The sequence below is a fragment of the Nocardia sp. NPDC004568 genome (genome assembly GCF_040609955.1).
Taxonomy (GTDB): domain Bacteria; phylum Actinomycetota; class Actinomycetes; order Mycobacteriales; family Mycobacteriaceae; genus Nocardia.
On sequence record NZ_JBEXLL010000048.1, the window covers coordinates 14,734 to 40,977 of the forward strand.

The window sequence follows — 26,244 nt, forward strand, 5'->3', positions numbered from 1 at the left end:
ACGGACAGTTGGATATCGAGTAACAGCTCGAGCCGACGGTCGTGCTCCGGTATGGCCAACGAACTCCGAGAAAGGGATTTGCGGTGCGCGCCACAAGCAATCCGGTATTCAAGAATCTGCCGCGGCAGGAAACCGGCTACGCGAGCTTCGGCTCGGCTGCCGCCGGCGCGGGACAGCTGGGCTACCAGTACGGCAACCAGCAGCAGTACCCGCAGCAGTATCAGCAGCCCTACCCGCAGGCGCCGACCCGGTCGCTGACCATCGACGATGTGGTCACCAAGACCGGTATCACGCTGGGTGTCCTCGCGCTGTCCGCGCTGGTCACCTACCTGTTGACCAGTGCGAACAACGGCCTCGCGCCGCTGTTCGTCATCGGCGGCGGTCTCATCGGCCTGGTCCTGGTACTGGTCGCCACCTTCGGCAACAAGGCCGACAACCCGGCGCTGGTGCTCTCCTACGCGGTCGCCGAAGGCGTCTTCGTCGGCGCCCTGTCGTTCATGTTCACCGATATCAGCTTCGGTGGCGCGGGCGGCGCGGGCATGATCGGCCAGGCCATCCTGGGCACCTTCGGTGTGTTCGCCGGCATGCTCGTCGTCTACAAGACCGGCGCCATCCGGGTCACCCCGCGATTCACCCGCATGCTGATCGGCGCCATGATCGGCATCCTGGTGCTGGTGGTCGGCAACCTGATCGCGAGTTTCTTCACCGACGGCGGCTTCGGCCTGCGTGACGGCGGCCCGATCGCCATCATCTTCAGCCTGGTCGTCATCGCCATCGCCGCGTTCAGCTTCCTGCTGGACTTCGACGCCGCCGACCAGCTCATCCGCGCCCAGGCCCCGCCGAAGGCCGCCTGGGGTGTGGCCCTGGGCCTCACGGTCACCCTGGTCTGGCTCTACGTGGAGATCCTGCGCCTGCTGAGCTACTTCCAGAGCGACTAGTAGCGACCGCGTCCGCATGAAAACGGCCCCCACTCCGGTGGGGGCCGTTTCGTGTCCGAGCGGTCGTACTGCGATATCGAACCCGTGAGTTCACGGGCGCTCAGGGCCGGATCGTTCGTGGATTGTGAGCAGGAGATGGTCGAACCGGGTCCGGGTGGATGTTTCGGCACCGCCGAACTCGACCACCGCGGCGACCAGTTCGGCGGCCAGATCGCGGAGTTTGGTGTTGGTCTCCTGCGACCGCCAGATCAGCACCCGGAAGGCCTGTTCGGCCGAGATCCCGTAGATCGTCATCACCGCGCCCTTGGCCTGCTCGATCAGCTCCCGCGCCGCGACCATCCCGGGTATCGCGGTGTCCAGGGCGTCCTGGCGCTCTTCGCCGAGAGTGTCGGTGATGTCGATGAAATAGCCGGTGGTGCCGGTCACCGCGCCGGTGTCATCGAGCATCTGATCCCCGACGACCAGTACGTGGTGTACCTGGCCGGCGGTATCGATGAGGCGGTGGCGGCTGCTGAACGGCGCACCCGTGCTCACCACCATCGCCAACGTATCGGCGACCCCGCCGCGGTCCTCGGGATGCTTGTGCGCCAGCAGCAACTCGGTGGTCGGTTCCACCTCACCCGGCGCGTAGCCGTGCAGGGCCGCGACCTCGTCGGACCACTCCCAGCGCTGTTCGGCCAGCCAGAAGCGGAAACTGCCCGTGCGCCGCGGCACCGGGACCATCGGCTCCGGGTCCTGTGAAACACTTTCCTTCCTCACCCGCTCATTCTCCTGTATGTCGCCGCTGGGCGAGAACACGATCGACGAGCTGTCCGCCGATGTACAGCATGTGTACAGAACGCGAACCGTTCGCCGGCCGCACCGCGCGTCCGCTCACCCGGCCGGAGGCACCCCCGGGGCGATCCGCTGGGCGCCGATGACGGAGAGAAGCTGGAGTTTCTCGTAGCTCTCGCTGCCGGGGACAGCGGTGTAGACGAGGAGCAGGTGGGACTGCTCGGGGTCGAGGAGTGTCTGGCAGGTCAGTTCGAGGGCGCCGACCTCCGGGTGCGCGTAGCGTTTGACACCGTTGTAGTGGATGCCGATCTCGTGCCGGTCCCAGACGGTGCGGAATTCTTCGCTGCGGTCGAGCAGGAGGTCCATGAGGTGAGCGGCGCGTGATCCGGGCCCCCGGAGGGTGACCATCTTGCGTAGCCCGGCGGCGAAGACGCGAGAGTGCAGTGCGTGGTCGTCCGGGTGGTACAGGGCCCGGGTGGCGGGGTCGGTGAACCACCGGTAGCCGATGCTGCGGGCCGGACCGTGTAGCGGGTGGTATCGCCCGTGAGGGCCACACCGAGCGGGGTCTGCCGGAGTGTTCGCCGAGTTCGGTCACGATCTCGGTGGGTGTGTCGGGAAGCCGGTCGAAGATGCGCAGCAGTCCGGGGCCGATGTGCTCGCTGGTGGCGCCCCGCGGGGGCGGGTTGTGCCCGGAGAGGCGGAACAGGTGGTCGCGTTCGTCGAGGGACAGGTACAGGCCCTGTGCGATCGAGGCGATCATCTGCTCGGACGGGTGCGGTCCGCGTGCCCGCTCCAGCCGGCTGTAGTAGTCGGTGGAGATGTGGCAGAGCGTGGCGACCTCCTCGCGGCGCAGACCGGCGGTTCTACGCCGTTGCCCGCGTAGGAGACCGATGTCTTCGGGCTGCAGCGACTCCCGGCGGCGGAGGAACTCGGCGAGCCCCGCTCGATCGATCACGGCTGCTTCCTCCTTATCGGTCCGGTGCTGTTCAGTCTGCCCGGACTGCCGCCCGGCTACCTGGGATCGTCGTGATGCCCGTCCGCAATCCGCGCAAGGGCGAAGCGGCGGTCGCGAAGATCGAACGGCGGCATCCGGGAGCGGTTGTGTCCCTGCGGGACCTCGACCTGTCGTCACTGGACTCGGTCGCCGCACTGGGGGACACCCTGCGCGGCGAGAACCGGCCGATCCACATTCTGGTCAACAACGCCGGGGTGATGACGCCACCGGACCGGCAGACCACCGCCGACGGCTTCGAGTTGCAGTTCGGCAGCAACCACCTGGGGCACTTCGCCCTCGTCGCCCACCTGTTGCCCCTGCTGCGCGCGGGACGCGCGCGCGTCACCTCGCAGATCAGTGTCGCCGCGAACGAGAACGCCATCAACTGGGACGATCTGAACTGGGAACGGTCCTACCGGGGGCGCCACGCGTACAGCCAGTCCAAGATCGCTTTCGGCCTGTTCGGGCTGGAACTGGATCGGCGGAGCCGGGCCGCGGGCTGGGGGATCACCAGCAACCTCTCCCATCCCGGCGTCGTCCCGACCAGCCTGCTGGCCGCGCGTCCCGAAGTCGGCCGCGCTCGGGACACCCTCGCCGTGCGTGCCATCCGCGCGCTGTCCCGGCGCGGCATCCTCTTCGGGACGGTCGATACCGCCCTGCTCCCGGCCCTGGTGGCCGCGACCGCACCGGACGCGCGTGGCGCCCGCCTCTACGGTCCCAGCGGTTTCCGGCACCTGTCCGGCCCGCCCGCCGAACAGGCCCTCTACTCCCGGCTGCGCAGCGTGGACGACGCCGAACGCATCTGGCAGATCTCCGAGCAGCTCACCCACACCTCCTTCCCGGCCGTCGAGCCGGCTCGGCCGGGCTCGGGGTAATCGGTGCGACGATCGGCGTGCCGTCGTCGTAGCGCGCCTCGGTCGAGTTCCGCCGGCCGCTCAGAATTCGCCGGGCGTGAGGTCGGTGCAGGTGGCGGCGTCCGGTAGTTCCCCTGCCAGGAACACGGTCTGGGCCATCATCTTGTAGCCCGCCATTCCTTCGCGCAGTACCTCGATCGACTCCTCCGGGTGCACCGAATCGATCACCGCGTTCGGGCCGACGGCATTGAACTGGTGGCTGACGCCGCGGGGGATCTGCATATCCACGAACGAGCACGGCGGCACGATCAGGTTGTAGCGGGTGCGGTGCACGCCGGGTGGGGTGTCGGGCAGGTCGTCGGTGAAGCATTCCGGCCGGAAAGGCGTCACCCCGGGGACATCGGTGACGACGAAGGGGGACAGCGCGCCGACCCGGATATGGGTGCCGGGGCCGGTCATCATGCGGACGAAGCGCAGCCCGGTGTGCAGGTGCATCCGCGAGCAGATGCCGCGTTCGGCGGCGTCGTAGAAATCCATGAGGTAGCGATCGGCGAAGAAGCCTTCGAAAGGGGTCTCCAGCAGGTAGACGTCGCCTTCTTCGAAGGTCTGCGCGCGCACGATGCCCTGGGCGTCGGGTGTGCTCGCCGCCCGGGTGGCCTTGGCGGTCCGGACGATCCGCGCGAACGCGTCCACCACGACCCCGGCCACCTCGGGCGCGAACCGCGCCACCGGTGTCACGACATTGCGGCCCGCGTCCCGGAATTCGGCGAGGTCGTGGATCTCGTTCTCGTCGTCGGCATGGTTCTTGATGCGGGGTTCGGTCATCGGGCTGACTCCTCGGTACCGGACGTGCGGACGGCGGTCACGGCCCCACGTCGAACGAACGAAGCCATAATTCCAGCGACAGCACCAGCCACAGCTTGCCGCCCTGCCGGGGCAGCAGGGCCCCCTCGCCGCGCAACCAGGCGCGTACGGTGTCCTGCCGGAAGAGGCCGCGATCGCGCGCGGCGCGGCCGAGCAGCAGGTCGTGGACCGGATCGCGGAGCGGGCCGGCGAGCCACTGCTGCACCGGTACCCGCATCCCGCTCTTGGGGCGGTCGACGATCGTGGACGGCAGCAGATCGCGCACGGCCTCCTTGAGGATCCATTTCTCGCGGGTGCCGGCGAGTTTCGCGGTGGGCGGGACGGCGAAGGAGTGATCGACGACGGCGCGGTCGAACAGTGGGGCGCGGCCTTCGATCCCGCTGGCGGCGGTCAGGCGCTCCACCTTGGTCAGGATGTGGTGGGCGCCCTTGGTGCGCAGGTTGGTGTGCAGTAACTGGTTGAGCAGGCCGGTCATCCGGCCCTGGCGCAGGTAGGGAGCAACGTGTTCGATCGGGGACGGTGCCGCTTCCAGCGCGGACAGTGTCTCCGGGGTCAGCAGGGCGGGCAGATCGCCGTAGCATTTGCGGTAGCTGTCCAGGTACGCGCGGGCGCGGGCATCGGGATCGGGGTCGGTGCGGGACAGTTCGGAGATCAGCATCGCCAGGTTCTTGGGGCCGCCGAAAACCGGATCGCCACCCTCGCCGTTGAGCGCGACGCGGATTCCGTCGGCGGCGACGGCTTCGGCGAGCATGAGGTTCGGCACGGTGAGCGGATCGCCGACCGGACAGTCCAGCAGGCCCACCGTATCCGCCAGCCGGGCGGCGACGGTCGCGCCGGGCACCGTGAGCACGCGGTGCGCGGTACCGCAGTGTGTCGCGACGAGACCGGAGTAGCCGAGTTCGTTCGGAACGGCGTCGCCGAAACCGATCGAATAGGTGTGTACGGCCTGATCGTGCGATTTCGCGGCGAGCGCGGTGACCAGACTGCTGTCGATCCCGCCGGACAGCAGCACACCGACCGGCTCACCGGCCGGAAGCCGCCGGGCCACAGCGTCTTCCAGTAGCGCACGAAGCCTCAGGACGTGCTCGTCGACCGGCCGCGCGTCCGTGGTCTCGCGCGGCTCCCAGAACGTGTGCTCCGCGGAGGAGCTGTCCGGGCGCAGCCGCACACAGCGGCCGGGGAGGACCTCGTGGATATCGCGCAGGAGGGTTTCGCGCCCGGGCAGGTAGGCGAAGGTGAGGAAGGAACGCACCGCGGGTAGGTGCAGCCCGGTGCGCAGGGCGGGCCAGCGGCTCAGCGTACGTAACGAGGTCGCGGCGGCCCAGCCCGCCGCCGAACGGGCGTGGAAGAGGGTGCGGGCGCCCAGATGGTCGCGCGCGAGCACCAGGTCGGGCCCATCGACGATGGCGAGGGCGAACATGCCCTCGGCGGCGGCGAGGCCCGCGGTGCCCAGCCGGGCGTAGCAGTGCAGAAGCAGTTCACCGTCGGGCCGGTCGGGTCGTGGGGCCGCCGCGCCGAGGCGGGCGCGTAACCGGTCGGCGTTGAACAGCGTGACCTCGCCGACGGCGGTCAACTCGCCGGCGACGAAGGGCCCGCGCGCGGTACCCGGCTCGTCGAGCAGACCCAGGGCGTGCCCGTCGCGGGCAGTGACCGGCTCGGCGCCGACGGCCCGCAGATGGCCGGACGGATCGTCGCCGGTCAGGAACGCACACCATCGAGACATTCAGCACTCACCCGAAATCGTCGTCGTCACCGTATCCGTCGCCCCAGTCGCCGTAGTCGCCGTCGGCCTCGCCGCCACCGCCGCCGGACTGCGCCGCCTGGTTGCGCAGTTCCTCTTCCTCTTCCGGGCTCAGCGATATCGGCGGCATCACCAGCGCGCCGAGCAGGGCGCCACCCGCGACACCGGCCAGGATCGTGCCGAGCCTGCCGTTGAAGGACGAGCGATTGACCGTCAGCACGCCGTCGCTCCACAGGGTCCGGCCGTAACCGGATTCGCGTCCGTAGCGGATCGAGCCGTCGCGTCGGGTGCGTTTGACGATCCGGCGGCCCAGCGGTTCGTCGATCCCGGAATCACCCCGGTCGTCCTGCCAGGTGACGGTGTCGCCCGGGCCGCGTCGCCGCCACTCCTGCCTGCCGTCGGCGTAGCGCCGGTGCACGGTGTCGTCGGCGAGCAGCTCATCGGTATAGGCGAGCTGCTGGTATCGGGCCACAGTGGCCTCCTCTCGTGCGACGGGTGCTCAGGCGGCGGGCCAGGTCAGGAACCCGCTGCGGCGAGCGTGTCGCAACCGGGTCGATGGCGGTGGCGGGGTGCGTACGCCGCGGACCAGGCGATGTACCGAGCGCAGCAGGACGGCGGGATGGACCGCCTCGAGTTCGACGATCCGGCCGCGCCGCAACCAGGCCTGTTCCCGCTCGTCCAGGAAGCCGGGCCCGGGCTCGCCGCCCGGATGGTCCGCGGCCGGCAGGGGCCCACCGCCGGCCACTTCCGGCGGCCCGACCGCCCCCGAACCCCGCGGCACCGATCCGCGGCCATCGAAAACCGGGCCCGGGGCATCCGGCGCCGAGGGGACCCCCGGGGGTCCTCCCGGATCGACCGGGGGACCGTCGAGGTGGAACAGGTGCAGTCCCATGGCCTGCCGGGGCCGCAGCCCCAGCGGAACCACGCGCACCCCCGCGGGTATCCCGGCGAGTTCGCCCGCGCGGGCGGGAAAAGCGAGACCCGCCGCCCCCGCCTGGTGCAGCACGTGGACGCACCCCCCGCCGCGCGCCAGCATGGCTGCCACGCCGGAGTCCAGTGGCAGTTCGGCCGCGCTGAGCACCGGTGTCGCGGATTCCATCGGTAGACCGTTGGCACGCAGCATCTGCGCGACGCTGTGCGATTCGCAGAGGAGCAGGCGCGGCAGACCGTAGTCGAACAGGTCGGGTTCGGGAGTATGCGCTCCCGGGGGCACGGTCCGGGCCGGCGCCGGTGCGAGCAGCCCCGGGACCCCGCCGTGCCGGGTCAGCGCGGTGTGGAAGGCGGCGAAGGACAACGGCGCCGGCACGGTGAACGCGATCCGGCGCGGGAGCCGGGGCATCGGGGCGAGCAGCCGGCAGAGTTCGTAGTAGAGCTGGCGTTCGGTGAACCGGAGGCCGCTCGGTGCCGCGGCTCCGGCCGCCGCGATCGGTAGCAGCCGGTCGAGAACCCGCTGCGTCCACCGGGCCGGCGTCACCCGCTCGGCCATGTCAGAAAGCCGATCTCGCGGGCCCGCCGCCGGTCCGGATCGGCGGCCTCCGGTACTCGTTCGACACCGCGCGCCACCACGCCCAGCAGCTGCGCGGGCGGCAGCGCAGCGGCCGGTGACCACCAGCCGCCGGCCAGCCAATCCCGCTCGGCGGCGGACCCGGCAGCCCACTCGGGTACGGGCGGTGCCGCCGGATCCGGCAGCTCCCGTAACCGCACCGCCGACCGGGCCGCGAGCACCGACCTCGCGGAGAGCCCGATCAGTACCGCGCGGGAGCCCAACGCGTCCCGGGCGCGGGCACCGAATCCGATGCCGGGCAGGCCGGCGTCGTGCAACACGAGTACCGGCACCTGCGGCGGTAGCCGGTCCACGCGATCGGCCAGTGCCATCCCCCACACCTCGGCGGCGTTGTTGGTGGCGAGACAGGCGAGTACCGAGCGGTCGCCGCACAGCAGGGCCAGTCGTGGTCGCGGCACCGCGGGCAGCGGAATGTTCTCGGCCACCAGACCCGGCGGTGGTCCGCCGTATATGTGTGCCCAGCGGTCGAGCACCTCGGTGCGGAATCGGTGCGGCTCCACCGGGATCCGCACCGTGGTCCGCCGCCGGAACCACGGTTTCGCGAACGTCAGCAGCAGCGGGACCACGATCAGCAGAAGCAGCCCGGTGGCGATTCCCGGTAACGCCGGGACGGCACCGCTGACCACACAGATGAACCCGCCCACCACGATGATCCCGCACGACCAACCGAGCGCGGCGTGGTAACCGCGGTCCACCCTCGGCACATCCCGCCGCGTGGCCGCGTACCACAGCTGAGTGGGTGTGTAGCGCAGATCGCCCCCGTCACTCAGCTTTTCGGCCAGGCGGCGCATCCGCAGATCGTGCATCCGCGCCGGGCTCTCCTTGGGCTCCAGCGCGAATTCCCGCCGGCACGCCGGACACCGCCGTCCGGTGCGCTCGCGGCGCAACAGACTCTTCGCGCAATGCGGGCAGATCACCTGTCCAATGGTCGTCGATCGGCCGAGATCGCGCGAGGGGTATGCGCTTCGAATTCAAGACGACCTGGGCGTTCGGCGCCTCCGGCCCACCGAATTCACCGACCGGCAATCGGTGGTTCCACGACGATCGCCGGGTACATCGACAGCGGTGCCTGGTACTCACGCCGCCGGGGCGATCCCGACCCGTTCGCACAGGTCGTTTACATCGGCGCGCATACCCGAAGGTGGATTCTCCCTCAGCGTGTGCAGAATCTGACGGGCATAACCGTTGTAGCGGATTGTTTCCGGAGCCGTGCGCGCCGACTTGTCCAGCAATGCCAGTGCGGCGACCGACTCCTCTCGCTGGAAATGGGCTCGGGCAACCTCGATGAAATGCCTGCTGCGACGGGGGACCGAGATGATCTGATCGGCATCGAACGCATGCGCGGACCGCACCGCCTCGCCCGGTCTGCGCAATTCGACTCCCAGCGTCGTCGCGTGCGCGGACATCACCGGCACCGAAAAAGAGGTCTGTACATGCCGATAGTCCGGGCCGAGGGATCGCGCCGTCAGATCGGCTTTCTCCCAGTTCGCCCAGGCGTCGCCATATCGGCCACGGCGAGCGTGCACATAGGCGACCTCCGCGTACAGGGCACCGTGGATGCCGCGCCAATCATCCGGAGTTTCGTCGCGATCCAGGTACGGGTCCAGCTGCTCGGCGGCGGTGCGGGCCAGCGCGATCGCCTCTTCCCAGCGGCCCGAGTCACGTAATGCCTGGGTCATCGCCCACGCTCCGCACGCGATCACGTAGGGATCGTCCGCGGCGTATCCCTCGGACAGGGCGCGGTCGGCCACCAGCCAGACCAGTTCCGTCGCGGGTTGATACGCCACATAGAAATCGGCCAGCTGGTAGACGCCGGCAAGTACACGGCGGGCCTGCCTACGGCCGGTTCCCTCGATCCGTGCCGCATTCTGGGCGTCTTTGATCAGATCAGGTAGGAGCGCGCCGAGTTGAGTTCGATGGTCCGGGCTGGAATGGCGAATGGTCCAGGCGTGCCGCAGTCGTTCTTCGAGGTGGCGGATGTTCGGCGGAGATGTCGGTGGGGCCAGGCGGTAATCGGTCAGGGCCGATTGCACACTGGACAGAGCGCTGTGCTGTTCACCGGCGAATACCGAGACCGGAACGGCGTGTCCGTTGCCGGTCAGTTGGGCGAGATCGTCCAGTTCCAGTGCTCGCGCGATCCGCAGCAGCATCGGTAGCCGAGGCGGTTGTAAGCGGCCGTTCTCGACGGCTTTGAGCCATTCGGTCGATCGACCCAGCAGTCCGGCGAGAACAGGCCGGGACATACCGGCCCTCTCTCGCAATCTTTTGATTCTGATACCGACTGGTGTATTCACACCGGAATTGATCGCCACCGCAGCCCCTTTCGCTGGTGATCCTGTGTTCCAAGCGTAGCGGGGAGGGGTACGAACCGTACCCCTGGAACAGCAGACAGGTTCTTACCTTTGTCCGGCCGTCCGATCGAAACGTTGCCGTAGAAGAGCGGGCGGGCCGCGTGCCACTGCGACTACGAGATGAGGTCCTGATGCGTAAGGAGTCACCGTCCCTGCCCACCCGCGCTCCGCATAATCTCGCCATGGCCGCCACGCTACGGCTGTGGCAGGCGGGCCGTCACTGGGTCACCGACGATCCGGTGATTCTGCGCCGGTTGGCGGAGGGGCTTCGAGCGCTACCCGTAGACCAGCCCACCGCGCACTGCCGCTCGCGGGAACCGATCCGCGGCTACGCGCACGCACACCAGGTGATGGACGTGCACGCCGCGCACCGCTGCCCGCGCTACGCGGCGGCTGCCGAGTACGCCGCCGAGGCGCGCGGGTGACTTCTGGCAGGCGCGCGGTCGTGCTGTGCCGGCCGGGCTGCGACAGTACGCAGATCGAGCGGCTGTCCCGGGCGCATGGTCTCCGGGTGGTCTACACGGTGTACACCGACACCGGGCCGGAACTCGCGGCGCGGATCGCCGTCCAGTACGCGCTCGACCACGCTGCCGAAGTGGTCGTGATCCCGCACCTCAGTGCACGGGAGGCCGAGGAAACACCGGCTTGGCGCGCGGTCGGATGGATCGCCGATCTGGTTACGGGGACCGCGGGCGCATCCGGTTCTAGGCTGTATCCCGCAGCCGACAGGCAGGAGACCGAGGTGGCCCCCACGACGCCGACCGAGACGAGCGTGGCCGAAGTGTTGGCCGAGCTGGCGGATCTCGAGGACCCGAAGATCCGCGCGGTGAACGAGAAGCACGGTGACGATCACGGCGTGAACCTCACCCGGCTGCGCGCGGTCGCGAAACGACTGAAGACCCAGCAGGAACTCGCGCGCGGACTGTGGGAGACCGGTGACACCTCGGCGCGGCTGCTGGCGCTGTTGATCTGCCGCCCGAAAGCGTTCGGTCGCGACGAACTGGACGCCATGCTGCGTGACGCGCGGACGCCCAAGGTGCACGACTGGCTCGTGAACTATGTGGTGAAGAAGAACCCGCACACCGAAGAACTGCGTCTGGCCTGGTTCGATGATCCGGACCCGGTGGTGGCGAGCGCCGGGTGGGGGTTGACCGCCGAACGTGTGACGAAGGATCCCGAGGGGCTCGACCTGCCCGGATTGCTCGACACCATCGAAGCGGAGATGAAGGAGGCCCCGGGCCGCCTGCAATGGGCGATGAACACCTGCCTGGCCCAGATCGGTATCGAGCACCCCGAGTATCGCGCCCGGGCGATCGATATCGGTGAGCGCCTGAAGGTCCTCGAGGACTACCCGACTTCCCCGGGCTGCACATCGCCGTTCGCGCCCGTCTGGATCACCGGGATGGTGCGTCGGCAGCAGTAGTGACCGGGTGTCCGTCAGACCTCGGCCATCTGGACCACAGTCTTGCCGTCGGGTAGTCGGATCACGTTGTGCACGAAAAATGATGTATCGCGGAGGAACAACACCTCGTCGGGGGTGCCGTAGTGGCCGTAGTCGCGTCCGGTCCTGCTGACCATGTGGAATTCCACATTGGAACCTCGGGTGATCGAGGCCTGGCCATAGGTGCGATCCAACCCCCCGTCGATACGGCCCGCCCACCGGTTTTTCCCGTTTCGGCCCCTGTGCTCGAGGCCGAAACCTACTGTGGCATATCCGTCGCCGGCACGGCGGACGAACTCGACCGGAGGGCCGCCCCGTGTCCGGGGCCACGAAGTCCCCGGCCTGCGCGGCCGGGGACGCCGCGACTCAGCTCAAGCGCTCGATGATCATCGCCATGCCCTGCCCGCCGCCGACACACATGGTCTCCAGGCCGAACTGCTTGTCGTGGGTCTGGAGGTTGTTGATGAGCGTGGCGGTGATGCGGGCGCCGGTCATACCGAACGGGTGGCCCAGCGCGATGGCGCCGCCGGAGACATTCAGTTTGTCCAGGTCCATGCCCAGTTCCCGGGCCGAACCGAGGACCTGCACCGCGAAGGCCTCGTTGATCTCGTAGAGGTCGATATCGCCGATGGTCTTACCGGCCAGCTTCAGTGCCTTGCGCACCGCTTCGATCGGGCCCAGGCCCATGATCTCGGGGGAGAGGCCGGAGACACCGGTGGACACGATCCGGGCCAGCGGGGTCAGGCCCAGCTCCTTCGCCTTGGTATCGCTCATGACGACCAGGGCCGCGGCGCCGTCGTTGAGCGGGCAGGCGTTACCGGCGGTGACCGTGCCGTCGGGACGGAAGACCGGCTTGAGCTGGGAGATCTTCTCGTAGGTGGTGCCGGGGCGGGGGCCGTCGTCGGTGGAGACGACGGTGCCGTCGGGCAGGGTCACCGGAGTGATCTCGCGTTCGAAGAAACCGGCTTTGATGGCCTCCTCGGCCCGGTTCTGCGACCGCACGCCCCAGTGGTCCTGGTCCTCGCGGGAGATCCCGGTGAACGAGGCGACGTTCTCCGCGGTCTGGCCCATCGCGATGTAGACGTCGGGGATGTTGTCGTCCTCGCGTGGGTCGTGCCAGCCGACCCCGCCCTGCGCGGACGTGGCGGTGCGCTCTTCGGCGGTGGCGAACAGCGGATTGTGGGTGTCGGGCCAACCGTCTGCGGTGCCCTTCGGGAAGCGGGAGACGGTTTCCACGCCGGCGGAGATGAACGCGTGGCCCTCGCCGGCCTTGATGGCGTGGAACGCCATGCGGGTGGTCTGCAGCGAGGAGGAACAGTAGCGGTTCACCGTGGTGCCGGGCATGTAGTCGTAGCCCAGCTGGGTGGCGACGACCTTGGCGATATTGAACCCGGATTCGCCGGCGGGCTGGCCGCAGCCGAGCATCAGATCATCGATATCGGCGGGCGACAGGGCGGGGACCTTGTCCAGTGCGGCGCGCACCATCTGCGCGGCCAGGTCGTCGGGCCGCATGCTCACGAGCGACCCCTTGTTGGCCCGGCCGATGGGGGAGCGAGCAACGGAAACGATGACGGCCTCTGGCATGAGGACTCCTTTGTCGGGGAGCGTGCGCGGCCGGGCCGAACACTACTCGCGGGTACGATCCCTTCGAATCTACGTCGCGCCCGGCTACTAGGAAATATCCGCTGCGGCCATATCCCGTTCAGCGAGCGCTCTCATCAATTCGGGCAGCAGATGGGTGGCCGCCAATGCGTAACCGTCGGCGGAGGGATGGAAACCGTCCGCGGAGAACAACTGCTCCGGAGCGGCGCGGAAATCCTTGGCGAGCAGGTCGCCCATGGCGACGGTGCGACCGCCGGCCGCCCTGGTGGCCGCGGTCTGGGCCCGGGCCAGCCGGATGCTCCATCGGTGCACCACCGAGCGCAGCGGTTCCGGGATGGCGGTGACGCTGCCCAGATCCGGGCAGGTGCCGACCACGACGACGCTGCCCGCCCCGTGCAACCGGCCGACCGCCGCGCCGAGGCGTTCGGCGGACCGCCCGATCGAATGCTTCTTGGTGACATCGTTCGCGCCGACCAGCACGACCGCCGCGTCCGGTGGCGGACCCGCCACGAACATGGCGTCCACCTGCCCGGCCAGCCCTTTGGAGGTGGCGCCGGAAATCGCCTTGGTGCTCAACCGGACGCGCCGGCCGGTGGCGTCGGCCAGACCGTGCGCGATGCGGACGCCCGGCACCTCCGCGGCGCTGCGGCAGCCCAGACCGGCGGCGGTGGAGTCACCGAAGCTCATCAGGTGCAGGTCGGCGTGTCTACCGGTGCGCCAGGATTCGTACCCGAGCGGTGAGTAGATGCCGTCGGCCTCCGGGGGCTTGGAGGTGTCGCGGCCGATCATGCCGCGCGCCGTGCCCGCCTGGGTGGTGAGCAGCCGGTAGGCGGCCCAGGATGCGGTACCCGCCCCGGAGCCGAGCAGGACCGTGGCGGCGCCGGCCACCGCGGCAGTCCGCCATCCGATCGGAGTCTCGCCCATGGCCGGAATTTTACGAGCGGCAACGTTCTCGTGCGACCGTGCGCGCCGGGACGGATATCAGGCCGGGACGACGAAACTGCCGTACGCCGGGATGCTCGCGTGGTTCGTGGTCACCACGACGTCCACCCGGCCGGGCCCGGTGTCCTGGAACAGCGAGTACTGGATGCTGCCGTAGATACCGGTCACCACGTTGTTCACGTAGGTGCCGGTGGCCCCGGTGTCGAGGTTGCGCCAGGTCACGGTGGTCAGGACCTCGCACAGCGGCGCCAGCGGGTGCGCGCCCGGCCCGATGCCGGCGACCGGGTTCGCCCGGACGTTCACCACCGCGCGGCCCGGCCACTGCGTACTGGTATCGGCCCAGGTGCGGATACTCGTGCCGCACAGTCCGCCGTAGGTCAGCGTCGGGACATCGGGGAACGCGATGGTGGCGGCGCCGGCCGTGGCCCCGGACGCGGTGACCAGCGCGAAGGCGGACCCGGCCAGGAGCGCGGTGGCACGTGCGAGCTTCGGCAGCCTCATAGGTCCCAGATAGTAGAGGCTCGGCAGTCGCTCCGCCGGATTTGCGCGGTGGGGTGGCGGACCACACGAAGCCCCCCGGCAACGTCTCTGCAACGATGGGGGTATGCGCATTGCGGATCATGTCGTGGACCTCATCGGCAACACCCCGCTGGTCCGGTTGAACTCGGTGGTGCCCGCGGGTGCCGGGCTGGTGGCCGCCAAGATCGAGTATCTGAACCCGGGCGGCAGCTCCAAGGACCGTATCGCGGTGAAGATGATCGAGGCCGCGGAGAAGTCCGGGCAGCTGCGTCCCGGCGGGACCATCGTCGAGCCGACTTCGGGTAATACCGGTGTCGGCCTGGCGCTGGTGGCCCAGCAGCGCGGCTACCACTGTGTCTTCGTCTGCCCGGACAAGGTCAGCGAGGACAAGCGCAATGTGCTGCGCGCCTACGGCGCCGAAGTGGTGGTCTGCCCGACGGCGGTGCCGCCGGAGCACCCCGACAGCTACTACAGCGTCTCCGACCGGCTGGTCGATGAGATCGAGGGCGCCTGGAAACCGGACCAGTACTCCAATCCCGGCGGTCCGGACAGTCACTACGAGACCACCGGGCCGGAGATCTGGCGCGATACCGACGGCACGGTGACCCATTTCGTCGCCGGTGTCGGCACCGGCGGCACCATCACCGGCGTCGGCCGCTACCTCAAAGAGGTATCGGGCGGCAAGGTGAAGGTCATCGGCGCCGATCCGGAGGGATCGGTGTACTCCGGCGGTACCGGGCGCCCGTATCTGGTCGAGGGGGTCGGCGAGGATTTCTGGCCCTCGGCCTACGATCCGGCGATCCCGGACGAGATCATCGCCGTCTCCGACGCGGATTCCTTCGATATGACCCGGCGCCTGGCCCGCGAGGAAGGTTTGCTGGTCGGCGGTTCGTGCGGGATGGCCGTGGTAGCGGCCCTCGAGGTGGCCCGGCGCGAGCCGGATGCCGTCGTGGTGGTGTTGCTTCCCGACGGCGGGCGCGGCTATCTGTCCAAGATCTTCAACGACCGGTGGATGAGCTCCTACGGGTTCCTGCGCACCCCGCTCGACGGAGCGACCGCGGAAGTGCTGGTCGGTGATGTGCTGCGCGGTAAGTCCGGCGAACTGCCGGATCTGGTGCACACCCATCCCTCGGAAACCCTGCGCGACGCCATCGAGATCCTGCGGGAGTACGGCGTGTCGCAGATGCCGGTCGTCGGCGCGGAGCCGCCGGTGATGGCGGGCGAGGTGGCCGGCAGCGTCTCCGAGCGCGACCTGCTCTCGGCGGTGTTCACGGGCCGCGCGAACCTCACCGATTCGGTGGCCCAGCACATGAGCCCGTCGTTCCCGCTGATCGGCTCGGGCGAGCCGATCTCGGCGGCCACCAAGGCGCTGTCGGATACCGATGCGCTGATGGTGGTGGAGGACGGGAAGCCGGTCGGCGTGATCACCCGCCACGATCTGCTGGGATTCGTCAGCACCGATCGCGTGGCACATTAGCAATTATTCCGCAATCACAGGTTCAACCTGCTCTACCGGGGTATAACGTGGCCTAGTGCCGTTCGTGGCAAACGCCGCGTCCGATCGGAGAGCGAAGGGAAGGGCTTGTGCAAACCTCAAGTTTGGCAATCGATTTCCAGCAGGGTTTCTCTGACGCGTGGAGCTCGGTCGCGACATTCGTACCCAAGCTCATCGGCTTCATGGTCATCCTGGTCGTCGGTTGGATCATCGCCAAGGTGGTCGAGAAGATCGTCGACAAAGTGCTCGAACGGGTGGGTTTCGATCGGCTCGTCGAGCGGGGCGGAATCCAGCGGATGCTGGAGCGTAGTAAATACGACGCGTCCGACCTCCTCGGCAGGCTGGCCTTCTACGCGATCCTGCTGATCGCACTGCAGATGGGCTTCGGGGTCTTCGGCCCCAACCCGGTCAGCAATCTGATCAACGGAATCGTCGCCTGGCTGCCCAGGGCGGCGGTGGCCATCCTGATCGTGGTGGTCGCGGGCGCCATCGCGCACGCGGTGAGCGATCTGGTGCGCAACGCGCTCGGCGGGCTGAGTTACGGCCCGATGATCGGCCGGATCGCGGCGGTGTTCATCTGGGGTATCGGTATCGTCGCCGCGCTGAACCAGATCGGGGTGGCCACCACGGTCACCACGCCGGTGCTGATCGCGGTTCTCGCCACCCTGGGCGGCATCCTGGTCGTCGGTGTCGGCGGTGGTCTGGTGCGGCCGATGCAGCAGCGCTGGGAGGGCTGGCTGAGCGGGCTCGAGGAGGAGATGCCGGCCGTACGCGGCCACGCCGAGGCCTACCAGCGCGGCCGGGAGGACGCGTCGCGGGAACGCGAGCGGATCGGTGCCGAGCAGGCGGGACGCGGTGCCGCCGCCGGACGCGACCCGGAGCAGTGGGATGAACCGCAGCCCGCGCACGGTGGCGGAATCCGTCGCGAACCGGACGAGTCCGGCGGTTACGGCCAGCAGATGTCCGGTGGCCAGTACCGGCAGTACGGCAATCCGTACCGCGGCGGCCAAGCGCCTTACGGAGGCGGCGGCCAAGCGCCTTACGGAGGCGGCGGCCAAGCGCCTTACGGCGGCGCCGGTCGATCGCCCTATGGCGGTGGCGACGAGGGCGGCCGGTCTCCCTACGGTGGCGATCCGCGCCATCTGCGCTGAGCCGCGCTCTTCCGACCCTCTTCCGCCGTGTACCGGAGTTCCGGTACACGGCGGAAGTCGGTTATCGGGCCGAGTGCCCCGCCTGGAGGCAGGCTCCGGCCAGCCGCAGGTGCAGCCATTCGGCGGTGGCCCAGTCGGCGGGCTCGGTGACAGGCGTTGTCCGGTCGTCCAACAGGCCCCGCATGTATCCGGCCAGCAGGACGACCGGGGAGATCCGCTCGGCCATATCGATTCCGAGGTCGAGGATGTCGCGGACGGCGGCCGCGTGCTGATCGAGTTGCGCGGACAGGCCCGGCAGCGCGGCGGCTGCCGCGAGAGCCGGCGCCCCATGGGTCCGCTGGATGCCCTCCAGATAGCGGCGGGCGGAGCTTTCGAACACACGAGGACCCAGGGCGAACATAACCCGATGGTAACAACGCGCCGTCATTTATCGAACTGTGATATATCGCGCATTCGCGCAGGTCGTGATCCTGTCCGTAGCTCAGGCCCGGCGCGGGACCGGCTCGGTGCCGGCCACCGGCTCGGTCCATTCGTCGGCCAGTAGCGCCAGCCGATACCACGCCGCGTGCACTCGGTCGTCGGAAACACATCCGGCGTGGTGAAGTAGATGGTCGGCGTGCGCATGCGCGGCCGCCATGCGATCGATCGTGGCGCCGAGGGAATCGTCGTGCCGGTGCCGGGGCCGCCGCCCGGACAGCTCGGTGCTGATCCAGTGGTCGATCAGCGCCACGAGTTCGGCACGGCGGCAATCTATTCCGGCAGTCGCAGCGGATCGCCGTGCCGGCGGCGATGCAGATCCGTCAGGGCGGTCGCCCAGGTGAGCAGCGGCTGACCGGCTTCGCGGCCCCTGGCTCCGGTGAACGCGGCCACCAACTCGCGCTGATCGGGTAGTCGACAGGGGGTGGCGCGTTCGCGCGAATTCCGCGCGGCCTCGACTCCGGGGGCGGATTTCGCCGGGGTGGACGGTCGCCGATTGCCCGGCCCGGACGTCTGGGAATTCATCACGCACCTCCCTGTACCGCGCCCGGGCGTTCTCGGATCCGCGCCGGGTGCGAATATCAGAGTGCGCTGCCGGACCGGCTCATGGGTGACACCGAGATGGCTCACCGATGACGGTTGGTAACAATGTCCTCCGCTCGCGCGGGACACAGTGTGAGGCAGTGTATTTCCCGACAACGGAATGTGGCCGTGCGTGAAATGGCGCGTGGTTCCGATGCGCTCGTGTCCTCAGCGGAAAGCGGACGCGTCGGTGAGCGCCTTGCCGAGCACCAGCTGATGGACCTCCGCGGTGCCCTCGTAGGTGAGGACCGATTCGAGGTTGTTCGCGTGCCGCAGCACCGGGTAGTCGAGGGTGATGCCGTTGGCGCCCAATATGGTGCGGCATTCCCGGGCGATGGCGAGGGCTTCGCGGGTGCTGTTCAGTTTGCCCGCGCTCACCTGCTCCGGAGTCAATTCGCCGCGATCCTTGAGCCGGCCCAGATGCAGTGCCAACAGCTGGCCCTTGCCCAATTCCAGCGCCATATCCGCCAATTTCGCCTGGGTGAGTTGATAGGCGGCCAGGGGTTTCTCGAAAACCTGGCGGGTGCGCGAATATTCGACGGTCGCGCTCAAACAGTCGCGCGCGGCACCGAGAGCGCCGAAGATTATCCCGAACCGTGCCTCACCGAGGCAGGACAGCGGACCCGACAGCCCGGACGCACCCGGCAGTACCGCGTCGGCGGGCAGCCGTACCTCGTCGAAATCGAGTTCGGCCGTGATCGAGGCACGCAACGAGAGCTTCCCCTTCATTTCCCGGGCCGTGAACCCGGGCGTACCCGCGGGCACCAGGAAACCGCGCACGACATTCTTTCCGCCGGTCTCGACCTGAGCCCACACCACGGCGATATCGGCCACCGACCCGTTGGTGATCCACATCTTCGATCCGTTGAGAACCCAGTCGGCGCCGTCGCGGCGGGCCCGTGTGCGCATCCCGCCCGGGTTGGAACCGAAATCCGGTTCGGTGAGACCGAAACAGCCGATCATATGCCCGGCCGCCATATCCGGTAGCCATCGCTGCTTCTGTTCCTCGGAGCCGTATTTGTGCAACGCGGTCATCGCCAGCGATCCCTGGACCGACACCAGCGACCGGAGTCCGGAGTCGGCCGCCTCCAATTCCTGGCAGGCCAGCCCGTACGCGGTGGCCGGCAGGCCGGCGCAGCCGTAACCGTCCAGATGCATCCCGAAGACACCCAGCTTTCCGAGCTCCGGCGCGATTTCGCGCACCGGGAATTCCCCGGCCTCGAACCACTCCGCGATATGCGGCCGGATATGCCGCTCGGTGAAGGCCGCAACGGTCGCGCGGATCTCCCGTTCCTCCCCGGTCAGCAGTGAATCGGTGGCGAACAGTTCGGCGACGGTCAGCATGGCCTCAGGGTAATCGCCGGCGCTCGTCGCCCGGACGGTTCGGACCGGCGCGCGAGCCTGCTCACACGTCGGCCGCCCGGCGTGCGGCCGCGGCGCCTCCGACCTCTAGGGTGGGGGTATGAGCGAACTGGGATTCACCACCAGGGCTGTGCACGCCGGTTACGATCCCGACCCCCGGACCGGTGCGGTCAACGTGCCCATCTACGCCAGTTCCACCTTCGCCCAGGACGGGGTGGGTGGATTGCGGGACGGATACGAATACGCCCGCACCGGCAACCCCACCCGCACGGTGCTGGAGGCCAATCTGGCGTCCCTCGAAGTCGGCCGCTACGGCCGGGCATTCGCCTCGGGGATGGCCGCCACCGACTGCGCGCTGCGCGCGATGTTGCGGCCGGGCGACCATATCGTCATTCCCGACGACGCCTACGGCGGTACCTTCCGGCTGATCGACAAGGTGTTCACCGAATGGGGAATCGAACATTCCCCGGCCGCGATCACCGATATCGACGCGATGCGCGCCGCGATCCGCCCGAACACGAAACTCATCTGGGTGGAGTCGCCCACCAATCCGCTGCTCAATATCGGCGATATCCCGGCGCTGGCCGATATCGCGCACACGTCCGGCGCCAAATTGGTCGTCGACAACACCTTCGCCACCCCGTACCTGCAGCAGCCGCTGCTGCTCGGCGCCGATGTCGTGGTGCATTCGACCACGAAGTATCTGGGTGGGCATTCCGATGTCATCGGCGGCGCGCTGATCACCGACGACGCCCAGCTCGACTCGGCCTTCGCCTTCCTGCAGAACGGCGCCGGCGCGGTCCCCGGTCCCTTCGACGCCTACCTCACGATGCGCGGCACCAAAACGCTCGCTCTGCGGATGGACCGGCACTGCGACAATGCCGAGACCCTGGCCGAATTCCTGTCCCGGAATCCCGCGATCAGCCATGTGATCTACCCGGGGCTGCCCGAGCATCCCGGCCACGCCGTCGCCGACAAACAGATGCGGCGGTTCGGCGGCATGATCTCGGTGCGACTGGCCGGTGGCCCCGACGCCGCCCGCGATCTGTGCTCGCGGACGAAGGTGTTCACGCTCGCCGAATCGCTGGGTGGGATCGAGTCGCTGATCGAGCATCCGGCGGCCATGACCCATGCCTCTACAGCAGGGTCGCTTTTGGAAGTGCCCGGTGATCTGGTAAGGCTTTCAGTGGGAATCGAGGACATCAGCGACCTGCTGGCCGACCTCGAACAGGCCCTGAGCTGACCCCGCCGGGGCACCACCGAGCATTCGGGAGAACACGCAGGACATGAACGAGCGGCCGTATCCGGGAAAGAAAACGGATGCGGCCGCTCGCGTCGTCATACGGTCCGGTCGTGGCGGGGTGCGCCACGACCGGACCGGTGGTCTCAGCTGTGGTACGGCTCGGCGCTGACCAGCGTCACCTTCATGAGGTTGCCGTTGGGCAAGGTGTATTCGCGGGTCTCGCCGACCTTCGCGTCGATCAGCGCCCCGCCGAGCGGGGAGCTGGGCGAGTAGGTCTCGAGGTCGGGGTTGCCCAGGCCCTCTTCGCGGGTCGCGATGAGGAAGGTCTCGGTATCGGACTCGTCACCGTCGTAGTAGACCTTCACCACGGACCCCGGCAGGGCGACCCCGGACTTGGTGGGGGCCACGCCGACCTTGGCGTTGTTCAGCAGTTCCTGCAGCTGCCGGATCCGGGCCTCCTGCTGGCCCTGTTCCTCGCGCGCCGCGTGGTAGCCGCCGTTCTCCTTGAGGTCGCCTTCCTCGCGACGCTCGTTGATCTCGGCGGCGATGACCGGACGATTGGCGATGAGCGCGTCGAGTTCGCTCTTGAGCCTGTCGTGCGACTCCGGGGTCAGCCAGGTCACTTGGGTCTCAGTCATCTCGATCACTCCCTAGTAGTTGTCCCCGGCAGGCCGGGATTCCTGATCACTGCGGCACGGCCCACCCGCAGGCAGGCATGCTTCAGCAGACGGCTATCGCGATCTGCGGGAAGTTCGAAGAACCCCGACAGTCCGACTCCGGGACCCTCCCCGGCTGTCGACCGCGCTGGCCGCCAATGCAGCAAACACGGCTCCGAGCCCCGGAACCGTGTGTCAGGCCATTTTAGCATGATTCACAAAGATGCAGGTCGGACGAGTTTTTACCAGCGGGTCAACGGTGCTCGGCCTCTCTCCACGACTCAGGCGATACCCGCGGGGGCCGAGTCCTAACCCGGACTCACTCGGTTTTCAGGTACCCCGGCACCCGGTCGGTGCAGGTGTAGATCGCCGCGGAGGCCGGTCGTTCGGAGGCGGCCACGACCGTCGACAGCCGCACCGTCTTCTCGCCCGCCGTGGGCTGCACCAGCACCTCGCGCCGGCCGACCTCGGTGAGATCGCGCGACATGGCCCGCACCAGGCACACCACCGGTTTCGACGGGTCGGCACGGGTGAGTCTGATCTGTACCTCGACCGAGGAATCGTCGAGCACGGTGTAGCCGAGTTCCTCGGATTCGATGTCCTCCGGTCCGAACTTCGCCCAGCCCAGATAGGCGACCCCGATCCCGGCGAGCACCACCACGGCAGTGAGCGCCACAGCGAGCAGCCGGCGGTCCGGCCGCGCGGCGCGCCGACCGTAGCGGTCGGCGTAGCGATCCCGCGCCGACTCGGCGGCGTCCGGAGAGGCCGCCGCGGCAGCGGGGGAGTCCGGGCGCCGTTCCGGCGTGGGCTCGGTCATGATCGCGTGCTCCCGGGGGGTAGGTCGGAACAGAATCGGTCCAGATGGAACTATAGGTAATGAAGTCCGAACACCCGCGACCGAGAGCGACGGTGAACGAGAAGTGAGTGGCCTTCGCCTCATGGCGGTGCACGCCCACCCCGACGATGAGTCCAGTAAAGGCGGTGCGACCACCGCACGGTACGCCGACGAGGGACATGACGTCCTCGTCGTGACCCTGACCGGCGGGGAACGCGGCAGCATCCTCAACCCGGCCATGGACACACCCGGGGTGCTGGAGCGGATGGACGAGATCCGGCGCGAGGAGATGGCGGCCGCGGCCGCCGCGCTGGGCGTCCGCCAGACCTGGCTGGGTTTCATCGACTCGGGACTGCCCGAAGGCGACCCGCTGCCACCGGTGCCGGAGGGCTCCTTCGCGCTGGTTCCGCTCGAAGAGGCCACCGAGGCGCTGGTGCGGGTGGTCCGCGAGTTCAAGCCGCACGTCATGACCACCTATGACGAAATGGGCGGCTACCCGCATCCGGACCATATCCGGTGCCATGAGGTATCGGTGGCCGCGTTCGAGGCCGCCGGTGATCCGGAGCGGTTCCCCGACGCCGGTGAGCCGTGGACACCGCTCAAGCTGTACTACGACCACGGCTTCACGATCCGGCGGATGGAAGTGTTCGCCGAGGAGTACGAGAAGCTGGGCGAACCGTTTCCGCTGCAGGAGTGGCTGGACCGGTCACGCAAGTACGCGGTGGAACGGGGCGACATCATGGCTCGGGTCACCACCCAGGTCGAATGCGGCAAGTACTTCCCGCGCCGCGACGACGCGCTGCGAGCCCACGCCACCCAGGTCGATCCGAACGGCGCGTTCTTCGCCATTCCGCTGGAGATGCAGCAGCGGTTGTGGCCGACCGAGGAGTTCGAACTGGCGCGTACCCGGGTCAGCACCGATATCCCCGAGACCGATCTGTTCGCCGGCATCACCGACGAGTACCGCTGATGTGGGCGACCGCACTTCCGGTAACGGCGACCGCGCTGCTCGCGCAGACGCCCGGTACGCCGACCGGCCCGGAGTTCGGTAAGGCGTCCCCGCTCGGGCTGGCGATCGTGCTGATCCTGCTGGCGGGGACGTTCCTACTGGTCCGTTCGATGAACAAACATCTGAAGAACCTGCCGGAAACCTTCGAACCCGAACATCCGGAACCGGACCAGGAAGCCGACGAGGGGACCGAGCCCGGGGTAGCGCGGCGGGCCGAGTCGACCCCGAACGCTGCTGCCGAGGAACACGACCGCCCAGTGTGACGCACCGCGACCGGGTGGTCGCACGGCTACCAGTCGATCAGGTCCAGCCGGTGCAGATGCTCGAAAACGAGCAGTGAGCCGGGTGCGACCTCGGGCATGGCGGCGTACTCCCCACCGGTGAAGTAGCGGAACTCGGCGATCTCGCCGAGTGGGCTCGGCTCGGCGGTGACCTCGGCCAGGAAACAGGTCATGTGCAGCTGAGTCCCCGCCGTGTGCCCGTACGCGTCGGCCTCGAAGACGCCGAGTTCGCTCACCTCGGTGACACCGACGCCGAGCTCCTCACGGACCTCCCGGTGCAGCGCCTGCAGTGGACTCTCCCCCGGATCGATCTTCCCGCCCGCCATGTAGAAAACGGTTTTGCCGGTCGAACGGGTCTGGATCAGGCGACGGTCGCGGATATGGGCCAGGGCGGCGGTTCTGATCACGGCTACACCGTAGGAGTCCGCGCGGGCGCCGGGCCCGGCAGGGCGGCGGGACCTGCCGCTGGGCCCCGGGGGAGTGATCTGCGTCACGCGGTGTCAGGAATCCCGGCTCTCCGCTGTCTTGTTCACGAGCCCCTCGGAGCGAAGGAGACCCCCATGAGCAAGAACACCGATGTGGTCGTCGTAGGCGGCGGATACGCCGGCGTGATGGCGGCCAACCGTTTGACGCAGCGCGACGACGTGACGGTGACCGTGATCAACCCGCGCTCGGTCTTCGTCCCACGACTGCGTCTGCACCAGTTGGTGGGCGGCACCCACGACGCGGTCGTCGACTACAAGGACATCCTGGCCGAGCGCGTCCGGCTGGTGGTCGCCAGTGTGGCGCGGATCGACGCGGCGGGTCGCACGGTGACCACGGGCGAGGGCGACACGATCGGCTACGACTACCTGATCTACGCGGTCGGCAGCGGTATCGGCGGTCGGCAGGTACCGGGCGCGGCCGAGTTCGCCTACCCGGTGGCGACGCTGGAGGCAGCCCAACAGCTGCGCACGGTGCTCTTCGATACCCCCATGACGGCGCCGGTGACGGTGATCGGCGGCGGCCCGACCGGTATCGAGACCGCCGCGGAACTGGCCGAGCAGGGCCGCAGCGTGACCCTGATCTGTGGCGAGGTGCTTGGTCCGTACCTGCATCCCAAGGCCCGGCGCACGGCCCGCAAGTACTTCGCCGGGCTGGGGGTGACCGTCCTGGAAGGCCCCGGCGCGACGGTCACGGCGGTGACCCCCGACGCCGTCGAACTCGGCGACGACCGGACGCTGGCGAGTGCGGTCACGATCTGGACAGCCGGCTTCGGCGTTCCCGGCCTGGCCGCCCGGAGTGGGTTGCGCACCGACGCCGCCGGGCGCCTGCTCACCGACGAGACGCTGACCAGCATCGACGACGAACGCATTGTCGCGGCGGGGGATTCCTCGGCCCCGTCGGATCTGCCGCTGCGGATGAGCGCCTACACCGCGTACTGCCTGGGGGCGCACGCCGCCGACACACTGCTGCACCGCATCGCGGGTGAACCCCCCACCCCGATCGACCTGGCCTTCCCCGCCATGTGCCTCAGTTTCGGCCGGAACGCCGGGATCTATCAGCTCGGCCACAAGGACGAGACCGCCATGCGGCTGTACTTCAGCGGGTTCCTGGGTAAAAAGCTCAAGGAGTTCGCGTGCGAGGCAGGTATCAACCATATGGCGACCGAAGCGCGCAAGCCCGGTTCGCACCACTGGTTCAAGGACGGCAAACACCGGCCACAGCTGCTGGAGGCCCAGCGTGACAACACGGCGGCACCGGTCGCGTAGGGACGCGCGGATCACCGTGGCCACTGAGCGGCCGGGGCACGCAGGAGGCCCACGCACTCCATAAACACCCAGGAGGAGCACACACTCTGTAGGATCTTGCCGATCCCGCCCTGAACACAGGAACGCCTATGCCACCGAACAAATTTCGCAGCTTGCTGGCGCCAGTACTGCTCACCGTCGCCCTGCTGGGCACCGCATGTGGCAGCGCTGACACTGCCTCGGAGGCGGACACATCCTCCGCTGCTGCGTCGAGCGTACCGATCCCGGAGCATGAGCATGCCGGTCACGCCCGCCTCGACCAGCTGGTCGGCGAATGGACCGTGGAGAAGTCGACCTTCGTGGCGGGTGGAACACCGGAGAATCCTCTGCGCGGACGCGACATGGTCTCCCGATGGCGCTGGATCAGCAAGACCGGCAACAACTATCTGCAGGAAGAGGTCGAGGGCAAGCTGGGCGACCAGCCCTACTATCGGTTCGGTCTGCTCGGCTACTCGCCGCTCGACGACCGGTACGAGTGGACGACCGTCGACAGTGTGACACCCATGACGATGTCTTACCGGGGCGCGAAGGGCAGCGCGGCCTCGCCGGACATCTCGATGTCCGGCGAATTCACCGACCCCGGTGTGTTGGGTGCGCAGAACGTCGGTAAACCCACCCCTATGCGAACTGTAATACGGCTGGAATCATCGGATCGGGTGGTGCTGGAGCTCTACTTCACGCCACCGAACGCCGCGGAAATGCTCGCCGACCGCGTTGTCCTCACCCGCTACACCTGATACCGGACTGCGTCTCGATGTCAGGAGCCCCCCGCGGCGTCT

General features: G+C 68.5%; 29 protein-coding genes and 1 pseudogene. 11 read left to right on the top strand and 19 right to left on the bottom strand.

The window, feature by feature from the left end; translation table 11 throughout:
• Positions 1–83: 83 nt before the first annotated feature.
• Positions 84–938, top strand: coding sequence for a Bax inhibitor-1/YccA family protein (locus tag ABZV91_RS20945; RefSeq protein WP_030522203.1), 855 nt, complete (start codon positions 84–86; stop codon positions 936–938).
• Positions 939–1,028: 90 nt separating this feature from the next.
• Here ABZV91_RS20945 and ABZV91_RS20950 read toward each other — a convergent pair whose 3' ends face one another.
• Positions 1,029–1,661 carry a PAS and ANTAR domain-containing protein gene (locus ABZV91_RS20950; RefSeq protein WP_355244209.1) on the bottom strand — a complete coding sequence of 211 codons (633 nt, stop codon included), beginning with the start codon at positions 1,659–1,661 and terminating at the stop codon, positions 1,029–1,031.
• 150 nt (positions 1,662–1,811) lie between these two features.
• Positions 1,812–2,667, bottom strand: a pseudogene (locus ABZV91_RS20955) (helix-turn-helix transcriptional regulator).
• Between the two features lie 2 nt (positions 2,668–2,669).
• On the opposite strand from ABZV91_RS20955, the gene ABZV91_RS20960 reads away from it, so the two are divergent.
• On the top strand, positions 2,670–3,581 hold the full coding sequence (locus tag ABZV91_RS20960; RefSeq protein ID WP_355244211.1) for an SDR family oxidoreductase: 912 nt from the start codon (positions 2,670–2,672) through the stop codon (positions 3,579–3,581).
• Positions 3,582–3,641: 60 nt separating this feature from the next.
• Here ABZV91_RS20960 and ABZV91_RS20965 read toward each other — a convergent pair whose 3' ends face one another.
• The 6 genes from ABZV91_RS20965 to ABZV91_RS20990 all read right to left on the bottom strand — a co-directional run bounded on the left by ABZV91_RS20965 (position 3,642) and on the right by ABZV91_RS20990 (position 10,041).
• The gene (locus ABZV91_RS20965; protein WP_355244120.1) at positions 3,642–4,385 is read right to left on the bottom strand and encodes a hypothetical protein; all 744 of its coding nucleotides are present in this window, start codon (positions 4,383–4,385) and stop codon (positions 3,642–3,644) included.
• Between the two features lie 37 nt (positions 4,386–4,422).
• On the bottom strand, positions 4,423–6,147 hold the full coding sequence (locus ABZV91_RS20970; protein WP_355244123.1) for an asparagine synthase-related protein: 1,725 nt from the start codon (positions 6,145–6,147) through the stop codon (positions 4,423–4,425).
• Positions 6,148–6,154: 7 nt separating this feature from the next.
• Complete coding sequence (locus ABZV91_RS20975) at positions 6,155–6,637, bottom strand: hypothetical protein (protein ID WP_355244126.1); 483 nt, start codon at positions 6,635–6,637, stop codon at positions 6,155–6,157.
• A 27-nt stretch (positions 6,638–6,664) separates the two neighbouring features.
• Positions 6,665–7,651, bottom strand: a complete 987-nt coding sequence (locus ABZV91_RS20980) for a hypothetical protein (protein ID WP_355244129.1) — start codon at positions 7,649–7,651, stop codon at positions 6,665–6,667.
• Complete coding sequence (locus tag ABZV91_RS20985; protein ID WP_355244132.1) at positions 7,636–8,646, bottom strand: hypothetical protein; 1,011 nt, start codon at positions 8,644–8,646, stop codon at positions 7,636–7,638. The genes ABZV91_RS20980 and ABZV91_RS20985 overlap by 16 nt, the downstream gene beginning before the upstream one ends.
• 159 nt (positions 8,647–8,805) lie before the next feature.
• Complete coding sequence (locus tag ABZV91_RS20990) at positions 8,806–10,041, bottom strand: helix-turn-helix transcriptional regulator (protein WP_355244135.1); 1,236 nt, start codon at positions 10,039–10,041, stop codon at positions 8,806–8,808.
• Between the two features lie 170 nt (positions 10,042–10,211).
• On the opposite strand from ABZV91_RS20990, the gene ABZV91_RS20995 reads away from it, so the two are divergent.
• Together ABZV91_RS20995 and ABZV91_RS21000 are read left to right on the top strand one after the other, a co-directional pair.
• Entirely contained in the window at positions 10,212–10,505 is a 294-nt protein-coding gene (locus ABZV91_RS20995; RefSeq protein WP_355244138.1) for a hypothetical protein, read from the top strand.
• A 317-nt stretch (positions 10,506–10,822) separates the two neighbouring features.
• Positions 10,823–11,503, top strand: a complete 681-nt coding sequence (locus tag ABZV91_RS21000; protein WP_355244214.1) for a DNA alkylation repair protein — start codon at positions 10,823–10,825, stop codon at positions 11,501–11,503.
• 14 nt (positions 11,504–11,517) lie between these two features.
• Here ABZV91_RS21000 and ABZV91_RS21005 read toward each other — a convergent pair whose 3' ends face one another.
• From ABZV91_RS21005 to ABZV91_RS21020, 4 genes are all read right to left on the bottom strand, one after another.
• Positions 11,518–11,715 carry a hypothetical protein gene (locus tag ABZV91_RS21005; RefSeq protein WP_355244141.1) on the bottom strand — a complete coding sequence of 66 codons (198 nt, stop codon included), beginning with the start codon at positions 11,713–11,715 and terminating at the stop codon, positions 11,518–11,520.
• Between the two features lie 172 nt (positions 11,716–11,887).
• Positions 11,888–13,105, bottom strand: coding sequence for an acetyl-CoA C-acetyltransferase (locus ABZV91_RS21010; RefSeq protein ID WP_355244143.1), 1,218 nt, complete (start codon positions 13,103–13,105; stop codon positions 11,888–11,890).
• Positions 13,106–13,192: 87 nt separating this feature from the next.
• Positions 13,193–14,047, bottom strand: a complete 855-nt coding sequence (locus ABZV91_RS21015) for an SGNH/GDSL hydrolase family protein (RefSeq protein ID WP_355244146.1) — start codon at positions 14,045–14,047, stop codon at positions 13,193–13,195.
• Positions 14,048–14,104: 57 nt separating this feature from the next.
• Positions 14,105–14,566 carry a hypothetical protein gene (locus ABZV91_RS21020; protein ID WP_355244149.1) on the bottom strand — a complete coding sequence of 154 codons (462 nt, stop codon included), beginning with the start codon at positions 14,564–14,566 and terminating at the stop codon, positions 14,105–14,107.
• A 103-nt stretch (positions 14,567–14,669) separates the two neighbouring features.
• On the opposite strand from ABZV91_RS21020, the gene ABZV91_RS21025 reads away from it, so the two are divergent.
• Positions 14,670–16,061, top strand: a complete 1,392-nt coding sequence (locus ABZV91_RS21025) for a cystathionine beta-synthase (protein ID WP_355244152.1) — start codon at positions 14,670–14,672, stop codon at positions 16,059–16,061.
• Between the two features lie 122 nt (positions 16,062–16,183).
• Entirely contained in the window at positions 16,184–17,230 is a 1,047-nt protein-coding gene (locus ABZV91_RS21030) for a hypothetical protein (RefSeq protein WP_355244155.1), read from the top strand.
• A 61-nt stretch (positions 17,231–17,291) separates the two neighbouring features.
• On the opposite strand, the gene ABZV91_RS21035 is transcribed toward ABZV91_RS21030, so the two are convergent.
• The 4 genes from ABZV91_RS21035 to ABZV91_RS21050 all read right to left on the bottom strand — a co-directional run bounded on the left by ABZV91_RS21035 (position 17,292) and on the right by ABZV91_RS21050 (position 19,633).
• Complete coding sequence (locus ABZV91_RS21035; protein WP_355244158.1) at positions 17,292–17,630, bottom strand: DUF6401 family natural product biosynthesis protein; 339 nt, start codon at positions 17,628–17,630, stop codon at positions 17,292–17,294.
• A gap of 81 nt (positions 17,631–17,711) precedes the next feature.
• A complete protein-coding gene (locus ABZV91_RS21040; RefSeq protein ID WP_355244160.1) occupies positions 17,712–17,960 on the bottom strand; it encodes a hypothetical protein in 249 nt (82 codons plus the stop codon).
• A gap of 20 nt (positions 17,961–17,980) precedes the next feature.
• Positions 17,981–18,232, bottom strand: coding sequence for a hypothetical protein (locus ABZV91_RS21045; RefSeq protein ID WP_355244163.1), 252 nt, complete (start codon positions 18,230–18,232; stop codon positions 17,981–17,983).
• Between the two features lie 225 nt (positions 18,233–18,457).
• Positions 18,458–19,633: an acyl-CoA dehydrogenase family protein gene (locus ABZV91_RS21050; RefSeq protein WP_355244166.1), complete on the bottom strand. Its 1,176-nt coding sequence runs from the start codon at positions 19,631–19,633 to the stop codon at positions 18,458–18,460.
• 118 nt (positions 19,634–19,751) lie between these two features.
• On the opposite strand from ABZV91_RS21050, the gene ABZV91_RS21055 reads away from it, so the two are divergent.
• Positions 19,752–20,894, top strand: coding sequence for a cystathionine gamma-synthase (locus ABZV91_RS21055; RefSeq protein ID WP_355244169.1), 1,143 nt, complete (start codon positions 19,752–19,754; stop codon positions 20,892–20,894).
• A 143-nt stretch (positions 20,895–21,037) separates the two neighbouring features.
• Here ABZV91_RS21055 and greA read toward each other — a convergent pair whose 3' ends face one another.
• Complete coding sequence (gene greA, locus ABZV91_RS21060) at positions 21,038–21,532, bottom strand: transcription elongation factor GreA (RefSeq protein WP_039826568.1); 495 nt, start codon at positions 21,530–21,532, stop codon at positions 21,038–21,040.
• Between the two features lie 337 nt (positions 21,533–21,869).
• Positions 21,870–22,367 (bottom strand): DUF4307 domain-containing protein, encoded by a 498-nt coding sequence (locus tag ABZV91_RS21065; RefSeq protein WP_355244172.1) that lies wholly within the window; start codon positions 22,365–22,367, stop codon positions 21,870–21,872.
• Between the two features lie 121 nt (positions 22,368–22,488).
• Here ABZV91_RS21065 and mca point away from each other — a divergent pair, with 121 nt between their 5' ends.
• Together mca and ABZV91_RS21075 are read left to right on the top strand one after the other, a co-directional pair.
• Complete coding sequence (gene mca, locus ABZV91_RS21070; RefSeq protein WP_355244217.1) at positions 22,489–23,355, top strand: mycothiol conjugate amidase Mca; 867 nt, start codon at positions 22,489–22,491, stop codon at positions 23,353–23,355.
• The gene (locus ABZV91_RS21075; RefSeq protein ID WP_355244175.1) at positions 23,355–23,657 is read left to right on the top strand and encodes a hypothetical protein; all 303 of its coding nucleotides are present in this window, start codon (positions 23,355–23,357) and stop codon (positions 23,655–23,657) included. The genes mca and ABZV91_RS21075 overlap by 1 nt, the downstream gene beginning before the upstream one ends.
• Positions 23,658–23,683: 26 nt before the next feature.
• On the opposite strand, the gene ABZV91_RS21080 is transcribed toward ABZV91_RS21075, so the two are convergent.
• Positions 23,684–24,082, bottom strand: a complete 399-nt coding sequence (locus ABZV91_RS21080; RefSeq protein WP_355244178.1) for an NUDIX domain-containing protein — start codon at positions 24,080–24,082, stop codon at positions 23,684–23,686.
• A gap of 153 nt (positions 24,083–24,235) precedes the next feature.
• On the opposite strand from ABZV91_RS21080, the gene ABZV91_RS21085 reads away from it, so the two are divergent.
• Positions 24,236–25,426, top strand: coding sequence for an FAD-dependent oxidoreductase (locus tag ABZV91_RS21085; RefSeq protein WP_355244181.1), 1,191 nt, complete (start codon positions 24,236–24,238; stop codon positions 25,424–25,426).
• 152 nt (positions 25,427–25,578) lie between these two features.
• Positions 25,579–26,202 (top strand): DUF1579 family protein, encoded by a 624-nt coding sequence (locus tag ABZV91_RS21090; protein ID WP_355244184.1) that lies wholly within the window; start codon positions 25,579–25,581, stop codon positions 26,200–26,202.
• Positions 26,203–26,244 lie beyond the last annotated feature (42 nt).